This window comes from Bacteroides sp. 224 (assembly GCF_010500995.1).
Taxonomy (GTDB): Bacteria; Bacteroidota; Bacteroidia; order Bacteroidales; family Bacteroidaceae; genus Bacteroides.
In genome coordinates this window covers 154,610-166,134 of record NZ_QVMK01000003.1, presented here as the reverse complement: position 1 = coordinate 166,134, position 11,525 = coordinate 154,610, and the positions used below count along the sequence as shown (strand labels likewise).

General features: G+C 41.8%; 7 protein-coding genes. 3 read left to right on the top strand and 4 right to left on the bottom strand.

The genetic code is table 11. From position 1 onward, the window contains the following. Positions 1–27 precede the first annotated feature (27 nt). From D0T60_RS18920 to D0T60_RS03260, 3 genes are all read left to right on the top strand, one after another. A complete protein-coding gene (locus D0T60_RS18920) occupies positions 28–180 on the top strand; it encodes a DUF5684 domain-containing protein (RefSeq protein ID WP_370524367.1) in 153 nt (50 codons plus the stop codon). A 140-nt stretch (positions 181–320) separates the two neighbouring features. Continuing rightward, positions 321–2,522: a sodium-translocating pyrophosphatase gene (locus D0T60_RS03265; RefSeq protein WP_163216717.1), complete on the top strand. Its 2,202-nt coding sequence runs from the start codon at positions 321–323 to the stop codon at positions 2,520–2,522. A gap of 156 nt (positions 2,523–2,678) precedes the next feature. Further along, positions 2,679–3,302 carry a ribonuclease HII gene (locus D0T60_RS03260; RefSeq protein ID WP_163216716.1) on the top strand — a complete coding sequence of 208 codons (624 nt, stop codon included), beginning with the start codon at positions 2,679–2,681 and terminating at the stop codon, positions 3,300–3,302. Here the strand turns inward: D0T60_RS03260 and D0T60_RS03255 are convergent. The 4 genes from D0T60_RS03255 to D0T60_RS03240 form a co-directional block, all read right to left on the bottom strand. Then, positions 3,241–4,272, bottom strand: a complete 1,032-nt coding sequence (locus D0T60_RS03255) for an aldose epimerase family protein (RefSeq protein WP_163216715.1) — start codon at positions 4,270–4,272, stop codon at positions 3,241–3,243. The two genes, D0T60_RS03260 and D0T60_RS03255, sit on opposite strands and share 62 nt — an antisense overlap. A 122-nt stretch (positions 4,273–4,394) precedes the next feature. After that, on the bottom strand, positions 4,395–6,353 hold the full coding sequence (locus D0T60_RS03250) for a glycoside hydrolase family 97 protein (RefSeq protein WP_163216714.1): 1,959 nt from the start codon (positions 6,351–6,353) through the stop codon (positions 4,395–4,397). Between the two features lie 244 nt (positions 6,354–6,597). Then, a complete protein-coding gene (locus D0T60_RS03245; protein WP_163216713.1) occupies positions 6,598–9,936 on the bottom strand; it encodes a DUF5107 domain-containing protein in 3,339 nt (1,112 codons plus the stop codon). 142 nt (positions 9,937–10,078) lie between these two features. Then, positions 10,079–11,449 carry a sugar porter family MFS transporter gene (locus tag D0T60_RS03240; RefSeq protein ID WP_163216712.1) on the bottom strand — a complete coding sequence of 457 codons (1,371 nt, stop codon included), beginning with the start codon at positions 11,447–11,449 and terminating at the stop codon, positions 10,079–10,081. Between the last annotated feature and the right edge of the window lie 76 nt (positions 11,450–11,525).

The following is an 11,525-nucleotide window of genomic DNA, read 5'->3' as shown; positions in this document are numbered from 1 at the left end:
TGGTCTGAATAGCTATTACACACATTCATAAAATGTACTAAAAATATCTCTTTCTCTTTCTTATTGTATAAAGAAGTAGCTGAGAAATTTGGTAAAGAGGCTGGTTATGCAATTGGCTTATTACTTTTGCCTTTCGTATTCTTCCCTCTGTTAGGATTCAAAGAAGAAGTGGTGAAATAAAAATAAACCGCTATAAGGAAATATGTGAAAGCAATGGCAGTGTGTCATTGCTTTTTTAGTATAGTTTGCTGACTGCAAAATTGTAATTCTCACTTAGAATCCATACATTTGAGTTTATATAACCTCAAAATATTGATTCTATGGATAATATCCTTTTCTGGCTCGTTCCTGTAGCCTCTATCTTGGCACTATGTTTCGCTTACTTCTTTTACAAGCAAATGATGAAAGAAAGCGAAGGTACTCCTCAAATGATTAAAATTGCTGCTGCCGTCCGAAAGGGGGCTATGTCTTATCTGAAACAGCAATATAAAGTTGTTTTTATTGTATTTATGGGCTTAGCTGTTCTTTTTGCTATTATGGCGTATGGTTTTCAGGTGCAGAACGGATGGGTGCCGGTGGCCTTTCTTACCGGTGGTTTCTTTTCCGGACTTGCCGGCTTTTTAGGAATGAAAACGGCAACGTATGCGTCTGCTCGTACAGCAAATGCCGCTCGTACTTCATTAAATGGAGGTCTGCGTATTGCTTTCCGAAGTGGTGCAGTAATGGGATTGGTAGTAGTAGGACTTGGCTTATTGGATATTTCCTTCTGGTATCTTCTGCTGGATTACTTTATCCCTGCCGATGCAGTTGCTACACATAAATTAGGTATAATCACCACTACCATGCTTACATTTGGTATGGGTGCCAGTACTCAGGCTCTTTTTGCTCGTGTGGGAGGAGGTATTTATACAAAGGCTGCCGATGTAGGTGCCGACTTAGTAGGTAAAGTAGAAGCCGGTATCCCCGAAGATGATCCACGTAATCCGGCTACCATTGCCGATAATGTAGGCGACAATGTGGGAGATGTAGCCGGAATGGGAGCTGATTTATATGAATCTTATTGCGGATCTATATTAGCTACCGCCGCTTTAGGTGCCGCCGCATTTATGACCAGCGGCAATGTGGAGATGCAATTTAAAGCAGTTATAGCACCCATGCTTATTGCTGCTGTAGGTATTTTACTCTCTATCATTGGTATTTTTGCCGTTCGTACCAAAGAGAATGCTACGATGAAAGATTTGCTTAACTCGCTGTCTTTCGGAACGAATTTAAGTTCCATCTTGATTGTAGGCGCTACTTTCCTGATTCTTTGGCTTTTGAAGATAGATAATTGGGCATGGATTTCCTGCTCAGTAGTGGTCGGCTTAATCGTAGGTATTGTAATTGGTCGAGCTACAGAATATTATACATCCCAATCTTATCGTCCTACCCAGAAATTAAGTGAAAGCGGGCAGACAGGTCCTGCCACCGTTATTATTTCGGGAATAGGATTAGGAATGCTTTCTACTGCCATTCCTGTGATAGCCGTAGTTGTTGGAGTGATTGCCTCTTTCCTCTTCGCCTCCGGATTTGACTTTAACAATGTAGGCATGGGGCTTTACGGAATCGGTATTGCTGCCGTAGGTATGCTCTCCACGCTTGGAATTACCTTAGCTACAGATGCTTACGGACCTATTGCCGATAATGCGGGAGGAAATGCTGAAATGGCTGCTTTAGGTCCCGAAGTACGCAAGCGTACAGATGCCTTAGACTCCTTAGGAAATACCACTGCTGCTACCGGCAAAGGATTTGCCATCGGATCTGCCGCTCTTACAGGCTTAGCTTTATTGGCATCTTATATTGAAGAACTCCGTATTGGTTTAGTACGTTTAGGTTCTAATGTGCTTGCCATGCCTAATGGTGATAACATCCCTATCAATGAAGCAAGTTTTGTAGATTTCATGAATTACTATGATGTTACTTTAATGAATCCCAAAGTATTATCAGGTATATTTATCGGTTCTATGATGGCTTTCTTATTCTGTGGTTTAACAATGAATGCCGTAGGTCGTGCTGCTGCTAAAATGGTGGATGAAGTACGCCGTCAGTTCCGCGAGATAAAGGGTATCCTTACAGGAGAAACAGAGCCTGATTATGAACGTTGTGTGGAAATATCTACTAAAGGTGCCCAGCGTGAGATGGTTGTCCCTTCATTAATTGCCATTATTGCTCCCATCCTGACCGGACTTATATTTGGTGTTCCAGGTGTATTAGGCTTATTAATCGGCGGACTTAGCAGTGGCTTCGTTCTTGCCATCTTCATGGCCAATGCCGGTGGTGCCTGGGATAATGCCAAGAAATATGTGGAAGAAGGAAACTTCGGAGGCAAAGGCAGCGAGGTACACAAAGCAACTGTTGTTGGTGATACAGTAGGAGATCCATTTAAAGATACTTCCGGGCCAAGCTTAAATATTCTTATTAAGTTAATGAGTATGGTAGCTATAGTAATGGCAGGGCTAACAGTAGCTTGGAGCCTGTTTTGAGTTAAATAATATCTATTTAGCCACGGATTACGCGGATTGCACGGATCTTAAAACACGGATTTATTTTTTATCCGTGCATTAGAATCTGTGCAATCCGCGTAATCCGTGGCTAAAGAATTTTCTTTATCTTTGTAATTCAACTCTTAACTCAAATCAATGTTATTATCCTGGTTAAACAAAGATCTTATCGAAGCCGGTTGTGATGAAGCCGGACGCGGCTGCCTGGCCGGTTCCGTATTCGCTGCCGCCGTTATATTACCCAAAGACTTTCAGAATGAACTCCTAAATGATTCGAAGAAGCTAACAGAGAAGCAGCGCTACCTTCTTCGTGAAGTAATTCAACAAGAATCACTCGCTTGGGCAGTAGGCATCGTTACGCCGGAAGAGATTGATGAGATTAATATTCTCAATGCTTCCTTTCTGGCTATGCATCGGGCGGTTGATCAATTAACGATTAAACCGGAGCATCTGCTTATTGATGGAAATCGGTTTAGAGCTTATAAAGACATTCCTCATACCACAGTAATTAAAGGAGACGGTAAATACCTCTCTATTGCCGCGGCTTCTATCTTAGCGAAGACATATAGAGATGACTATATGAATGAACTGCATGAGCAATATCCTGTTTACAGTTGGAAACAAAATAAGGGATATCCAACGAAGAAGCACCGATTAGCGATATCAAATGAAGGCACTTCGCCTTATCATCGCTTAACTTTTAATCTTTTGGGCGATGGTCAAATGGAGCTTCCTTTCGACACCGGAAGCGATACTTTATAGTATCCGTTTTGATCTTTCCGGGGTGAAGGATATTGGACATAAAAGAAGATTGATTCACCCCGTCGGGAGGAAATTGTGCTTCTAAACAAATGCCTCCGAAAGGAATAAACGGATCAGATAGAAAGTCTCCTGTATAAACCAATACTCCCGGTATGGTGGTATATAAATCAATTATGCGGCCCGATTGTTCATTTCTTATAGAGGCCAGAGGCAAATCTTCTTTATAATCTTTATCTTTCATGAAATAGGCATTGTATCCTTGCAGGTTATCTTGCTTTAAGGGCATCATAGATTTGATCTTTTTGTAAGAACCAAAATCAAATGCAGTTCCTACTGTTGAACAAGTCTTTCCTGTGGGCAGAAATTCCGCATTGGTTTCTAAGTATTGCTTGGTGTTTACCCAAAGAAGATCTTCCAAGATACTCTTATTGCTCCCTCCTAAATTGAAATAAGCATGATTGGTAAAGTTTATCGGAGTTGGTTGGTTTGATTCAGCCCGATATGTAATACACAATTCATTGCAATCTGAAAAGGAATAGGTAACCGAAAAGTTTACTTCTCCGGGGAAACCTCCTTCCTTATCTTTACTTATTGTATAGAGCGTAAGCTCTTCGCCGCTTATGGTATAATCGAAGATCTTTTGATGGAAGCCATTGTACCCTCCGTGATTGCTGTTGTTTCCAACATTTTTGTCTAATTGAAAAGTTTGCCTGTTCAATGTAAATTGAGCGTTCGAAATACGATTGGCAACCCGTCCGATGGTGGCTCCCATATAATACGGATCACTCAAGTAATCCTCGAGGTTGTTATATCGGAGTACGATGTTCTCTAATTTGTTGTGCTGATCAGGAACAACCACAGATACAATAGACGCACCATAATTAGAGATCTCCACATAAGCCCCTGTAAAATTAGTGATACGGAAGAGGAAAATATTTTCTCTTTTTGTTTGAGTAGATATTATAATCATAGGTTGGCAATAATGGAATAGAACACAGAGACACAAAGGCGCAGAGCTTTCATCAATTTTTGTGTCATTAAAACCTCTGTGCCTTTGTGTCTCTGTGTTCTAAATAATATCATAAATTGTTGCTAATTAGGATAAAGATGTATCACAAACCCACCTCCTTGAGAAAGAGGAATAGTAAGCTTTGTGTCTGCGTTTACTTCAGCAGTTTCGAATACATATTGATCGGCATATAGATAGGATTTATCTCCATCCTTAAAGATCTCTGCCTTATATTTCTTTCCTGCAGGGAGGAAAGAGAAATCGGCTGTCATATTGCGAGCTGTCCAGTTAGTCATACCTCCCACAAACCATTCATCTCCTTTTTGCTTAGCCATCAGGGCATATTCGCCTACTTTCGCAGATAGAACTTTTGTATCATCAAAGGTAACAGGCACTTTGGAGAGGAAACTCATAATATCGGGGTATTTGATATATTCGGCAGGAGAATCGCACAGCATGGCGAAATATTGATCGAGGATAACGAACAGAGCCAGATGATGACAACGGGTACCTTGTGCCATGGGCAAGCCGGGATCAACAGGCTTAAACATCTGAAAGGATCTGTTACGTAGTGCCCCCGGAGTATAATCCAATGGACCGCCTAACATCCGAATGAAAGGGAAAGTAAGGTGGTGTTGTGGGTTTGCTGTTAAATCCCACTTAGAACATTCCTCGCCTCTTACGGCTTCGAAGTTTAGTATGTTTGGGTAAGTACGTTGCAAGCCGGTGGGTTTACTGCACCCATGAAAGTTGACCATAAGTTTATACTTGGCAGCTTTCTCGGCTATAGTTTCATACCATTGCATAGCTTGTTGATCATCCCGATCGAAGAAGTCTACTTTAATACCTGCTACTCCCCAATTATTCATCATTTGTAGGTACTCGTCTGCTCTGTCTGTAAGAGAGATGGCAGTACACCAAAGGAATACTCCAACATTTTTAGATCGAGCGTAGTTGATGATTTCATTGATATCTACTTTGGGGTTTACTTTGGATAGGTCAAATAAATCGGACCATCCGGCATCTATCATTAAGTACTCCAGGTTGTTTTGTGCAGCGAAGTCGACATAGTATTTGTATAAAGCAGTATTTCGGTTATCCATACCTGAGGGAAGATCTATCCCTGGCAGCATAGCATCGTGCCACCACTCCCAGGCTGCTTTACCAGGTTTTACCCACAAAATATCTTTGAGTACCGAGGGTTTGGCCAGTTTATAAATGAGCTCATTAGTCAGTAAAGTTCTGTCATCATCGGTAGCCATGATAATGCGCCAAGGAAATTCTTTTGTGCCCGAAGTTTTGGCGATGTAATTACGCGTACGCTGAACCACGGATACAAACCCCCAGCCTCCTATAGCGGTACTATCAGGGTAGGAGGCAAAGTCTGCCTGGAATCCATTTTTATTCTTTTTCAGATACATGCCGGGATAGTCTCTGACATCGGATTCGGCTACTATTACTTTCGTTCCGTTCTCCTCGGAGAATAGGACAGGGGTAATGGTTCTTTTTCCTTCTGTGATAGCGGATATACTTGCGTAATCAATATACATCAGTTCCCAGGCTGTATAGTTATCCGTCTCGGGGAAGATAGCGGCGGGATCTCCTGTTAGGTTTACTTCTACTATTTCATTGTTGACAACTATTTCATTCGGTAACTTGGTTACAAACCGATAGGCTACTCCTTCGTTGTATGCTCGGGCTATCAATGAATAATTGTTTTCAAAGTCAATGATTACTTCTTTGTAGTGATTAGTAAGCTGCTTGAACTTTCCATAAGGAGGCTCTAATATTTGCTTTACGGAGTTTGTACGAGTGTTTTTAATTTGAGCGTTTTCTCCTAAATAACCGTTTGAGAGTTCTATGTCTATTCGGGATGGAGCAATGATTTCTGTTCCTTTATAGGTGACCCGGTAGGATATCTGATCTCGAATATCCAGTTCCATAACTAATCTCTTATCGGGAGATGAAACACTTATTTTCTTACCCAAACAGGGAAATAGTAAATAGAAGCAGAGGAAAAGAAACAAACTGATCTTTTTCATGGAAGTAGTTTTAAGTATGGTTTCTAAATTAGTTTATATAAAAGCCCAATGTCATCACATTAAGCCTGCATAGCACCCCTCACCCCTTCGGGGAGAGGTGCCCAAAGGGCGGAGAGGGGAATTATAGACATTTATAAAGGCGTAAATAAAAAGCTTTAGTAACAGAGAATTCCCCTCTCCGACCTAAAGGCCACCTCTCCCCGAAGGGGCGAGGGGTGCTGTGCAGCATCTCAATAGCCCAGAATTATACAGTATTCAGAATCAACTGGCTATCCTGATGATTGATATCCAGCTCTTTCACCTTATTCAGATATTCCATTGCTTTCTCTTTATTACCTAACCCCAGATGCCCCAATCCCATTACGAAGTAGCAATGAATCTTATTACGCTTATTCATATCATCTTCCCAAATAGCCAAATCGGGTAGAGAAACCGCAAAGTAATCAATACGACAATTATCAAATAAATGCTTTTCGCCATGATCTATCAGTTTGTTATAGCGACTTTTGGCTTTATCCGACTCTCCCAATGCTTCCCAAGCCAATCCCTGATAATAAATCTTATCGGGTTGCTGATCATTGTAGAAGAATGCCTGTGCAGGCTCTTGCGAACCGATAGTTGCTTTAGTCAGGTAGAGAGTGGCTTGCTCTTTATTGTTTGCTCCTTGGTAAGCTAATCCTTTATAATAGTTGATATCATTTTCTTCGGCATTGGCCAGCTTGCCTTCTCCCAGGTTATGTGGATATGTATCCGTTTCGTGTAAGAGGGCAATTGCCTTTTCATATTCTTTGTTCTGGATAGCTTGCTTGGCTAATTCTACACGACAAAGGGTATATTGCTTGGTAATCTTTCCTTCTCCACCTTCCCAGGGATGGAACGTTCTACTTGCAATCAGCTCTTTGGCTTTAGCGTAATTACCTAATTGATTGTAGAGTGTAATGCGCTCTACCGATAAGTCATCTCGTTGTTCTACCAAGTCGATATGCTTTTCTAAGAAAGCAAGCCTTTCGGAATGTGGTAATCCTAACTTCTTGTACAACTGATCCAATTCCATACAGATACGTGCATCTGTGGGATCTAATTCGAATGCCTTTTCGAGGAGAGTTCTTGCTTCTTCTTTATTATTCAGCTTATTATAATAGGCTAAAGACAGATTGCGCAGTACCGTCGGGAATTTGTTGTTGAGTTTCAACGATTCTTCCCAACAGGCTATTGCCTCTTTGTATTGACGGGCTGCATACCAATACGTTCCCAGGTAGTAAGGAGCGTATGCATCCGTCGGGTTCAACCGGATGGCATCTTTCAGAATGTTTACCTCTTCTATGCGGTTGGGGAAGCATTTGTCAGGGCTCATTTGAGAGGCTTTTACATAATACTCTTTGGCTTTGTCAGGGTTTCCTGCTTGTGAGGCAAAGTATCCCAATGTATAGTAAACCATCGGATATACCTGATCTTTGTCGACGATGCAATAAGATAATAACTGTTCAGCTTCCTCATACAATCCTCCTGATGCAAAGTCGATAGCATATTCAATATGCGGATGAATAGCACCACGCATCAATGTTTTCAACTCATGTAAATCTTCGGGGTGTTGAGTCAACAGATATTTTTCGAAACGGCATCCCATATTAAAGCGATCAATGGTTAATGATTCATCAATCAGCTTTAGAGCTTCCTCTGTTCTTCCTAACTTTCTGAGGATAGAAGCTTTCAGTTGGCGGGCTTTGTGGTTATGCCAGTTTCTAATCAGACTGAGGTTTACTCTTTCCAATGCATTCTCCCATAAACCTTTGCGAGAGTCGATCAATGCCAGTGCATAATAAGCGGCATCTTGCCAGGCAGCGTTCCAGGTGGCTTTAAAGAAAGCATCGTAAGCCTCATCCGATTTACCTTGCATGTTGAGGCACCAACCTAAATTGAAATAAGGCTCGCCGTCATAAGGATTCGGATTACGCTCCGTTAATGTATTGATGGCTGTTTTAAAATAAGGCTCTGCCAATTCAAATTGTCCTTTACGCATCAACCACAATCCCATAGCATTATTACATCGAACATCTCCAGGCTCTCTTTTAAGGGCTTCCTTATAGTAGTCTGTAGGATTGTAGGTAGCATGACGGTATTGTTCCAGATGTAATCCCGTGAGGTAAAGTTGCTCCATGGAAGCTATGTCCTCGGGGTTTTTGGCCGCTTTGGCAGGATCGGGTGTCGGCTTGATTTCGGGTTTATCTGCCTGATAGGTAAGCATCTCTTTCCCTTCCCGATTATAGAGTTCGAAGATAAGTTCTTCGGGGAGTTCCTGACCAATGGTTACGGTTTTTGTATACACATCTGCCGGAGAAGTATTGGCATAATCATCCAGATAGACTTTTCCTTCTTTGTTTTTAAGAATAATCCGCAACTCTTTATATTCGGAAGTAGTGTATAGAATTATTTGAGCCTTTCCTTCTTGAATGTCCACATTCACGACGGCATCTTTGGTGGCGTTCTTTACATATCCTACCTCTGCATAAGGCATGAAGTACTGTACCCATGATTTCTCTTCACCGGGTTGTAACCAGGTAAAGTCTGGTTGGTTATCGGTGTATACTCCTGTCATTAGTTCGATGTAAGGACCATCTTCATCGGTAAGATTCCTATCCCATGCGATGCCAAAATCTCCGCATCCCCATGTCCATTGTTTCTTACCTGGGGATACATGATGATCTGCCACATGCAACAATCCTCCACGGGCCTCTTCTTCGTATCCTCCTACGAAATCGAACTTGGATTGAATGGCCATATAGGAGGTAGGTACAGGTATGTTTTTGTATTTGGAGATATCTACTCCCGCAGAATAATCCTGTTTATAATAGACACCCGTGGCAATGGGGAAGTTAGATACATCTCGTTTCCCGTGGTCGAATACCGCATGTACATCGGGTGGGAATACGGAGTGATATCCGTCATTCACTACGACGGCGGGATTTGCCCACCACAGGAATGTTTGCGGGAAAGAAGTACGATTATATACCTTTACCTTGATTTCAATATAAGCCTTATCTGGATAAAGTGTGAAACCTTGCATGCCTTTGGTGCGGAACATGCGTTCTACCTCATTGCACCATACAGTTACACTGCCATCATCATTCTTTTCAATATAATAATCAGTTGGCAAATAGGTGCTTGGGCGATGATGTTGAGGCCAGTTAAATTCAATCCCTCCCGATATCCACGGACCTGTAAGACCGACCAATGCAGGCTTTATAACTTGGTTGTAGTAAACAAAATGACGGCTCTTTACTTTATCGTAAGCCATTTGGATACGTCCTCCCAACTCAGGAAGAATCATCACTTTGATGTATGCATTCTCTATGAATAGTGCTTTGTACGCTTTATCAAACTTCTCATCGCATATCTTCTCTACCACAGGGTAGGGGTACACAGAACCTGAACTTCCCTGGTAGACACGTTTTTCTAAGAAGATAGGATTCTTTTCTTCTTCTCCTATGTCGTAGGTGGGAAGCATGATTTCCTCTTCCCAGGCTTTTACTATTCCTTTCTGATTGACAGTTGATTGTATCAGATAGTTGGTGATTTTTTCCATTGTTGTTTTATGTTTATTGGTGATTATTTGAATGGATTATATTGTTCCGCATGGTACGGGCTGTTGTAGAGACGCATGGCATGCGTCTCAAACCCAAGAAATGGTATCAGAGGAGACGCATGCCATGCGTCTCTACCTTTTCCTATAAAAGTTCCTTCTCTATCTCCTCCAGCGACTTCCCTTTCGTCTCCGGCAAATTTTTCTTTATAAAGATGAATCCAAGCAAACAAATGAATCCATACAACCAGAAGGTACCATAAGCTCCCAATCCACTATTTAATAACGGGAAGGTATACGTCAGTACGAAACACGCCGCCCAGAGCGAAAAAGTAGATATAGCCATAGCCATCCCTCTGACTCTTGTCGGGAAGATCTCTGATATCACCACCCAGGTAACAGGTGCCAATGTCATGGCATAGCAGCCAATGGCTAACAAAACCAATACAAGAACCGCTATTCCTGATATTTGGAAATAGTAGCAAGCACCTAATGCCAGGTAGATACACGTTAGCCCAATAGCTCCGAACAAAAGCAGCGAGCGACGCCCCAGTTTATCTACCGTGTACATTCCTACGATGGTAAATATTACATTGATAACTCCTGTGATAACAATATTAAAAAGGATATCTGATACTCCATAGCCTGCGGCAGAGAAGATTTCCTGTGCATAGTTAAATATTACATTGATGCCGCACCACTGTTGGAAAGCAGTAATTACAATACCAATCAATAATACCTTAGGCATTTTTCCTTTGAAAAGAAGTTTGTAATCTATCTTTTCTTTGGTTTCGGAAAGGGATTCACGTAAAGCTTTTATTTCCGTTTTGGCATATTCCGAGCCTCCGATGCGTACCAATATCTTTTCCGATTGGTCGAACTTTCGTTGTGTGCCCAGCCATTTCGGACTTTCGGGCACAATGAAAATCATTATAAAGAAGATGAAAGCAGGAACAGCTTCTGCCCAGAACATCCAACGCCATCCCGTCTGCCCGTTCCAGGAATTCAGAATGTCTTCGCCGGCGAGGGTGGGTTCGGCGATTAGCCAGTTTACTAATTGGGCGGCAAGAATACCGATTACTACTGTTAGTTGATTTAGCGAAACAAACTTACCTCTTACCCGGGCGGGTGAAACCTCTGCAATGTACATAGGCGATAAATTAGAGGCAATACCAATGGCAACACCTCCAATAAGGCGATATACAATAAACCAGGAAAGCGAATTGACGATTCCCGTGCCAATAGCAGAGATGATAAAGATAAGAGAAGCCACAATCAATAAAGGCTTTCTGCCATACCTATCGGACAGTCCGCCCGATACCATCACGCCTCCCAGACATCCCAGAATGGCACTTCCCATTACAAATCCTTGTACAGAGGGTGAATCGGCGATATTGAAAAAGACCTCGTAAAAAGGTTTTGCACCTCCAATCACTACCCAGTCATAACCAAAAAGGAGTCCGCCCATGGCAGAAACAAAGGTGATAAGCATTAAATACGAGTTATTTCCTTTCATGTGTATTAGTTTAAATTAATAATAATGCAAAAATAGAGGGAAAGAAGAAAGAAAAGATGTATTATACTTCTGAAAA

Coding starts and splice junctions, on each gene's coding strand:
- D0T60_RS03255 (WP_163216715.1), bottom strand. CDS start 4,272: ATGATTATAATATCTACTCAAACAAAAAGAGAAAATATTTTCCTCTTC.
- D0T60_RS03245 (WP_163216713.1), bottom strand. CDS start 9,936: ATGGAAAAAATCACCAACTATCTGATACAATCAACTGTCAATCAGAAA.
- D0T60_RS03265 (WP_163216717.1), top strand. CDS start 321: ATGGATAATATCCTTTTCTGGCTCGTTCCTGTAGCCTCTATCTTGGCA.
- D0T60_RS03260 (WP_163216716.1), top strand. CDS start 2,679: ATGTTATTATCCTGGTTAAACAAAGATCTTATCGAAGCCGGTTGTGAT.
- D0T60_RS03250 (WP_163216714.1), bottom strand. CDS start 6,353: ATGAAAAAGATCAGTTTGTTTCTTTTCCTCTGCTTCTATTTACTATTT.
- D0T60_RS03240 (WP_163216712.1), bottom strand. CDS start 11,449: ATGAAAGGAAATAACTCGTATTTAATGCTTATCACCTTTGTTTCTGCC.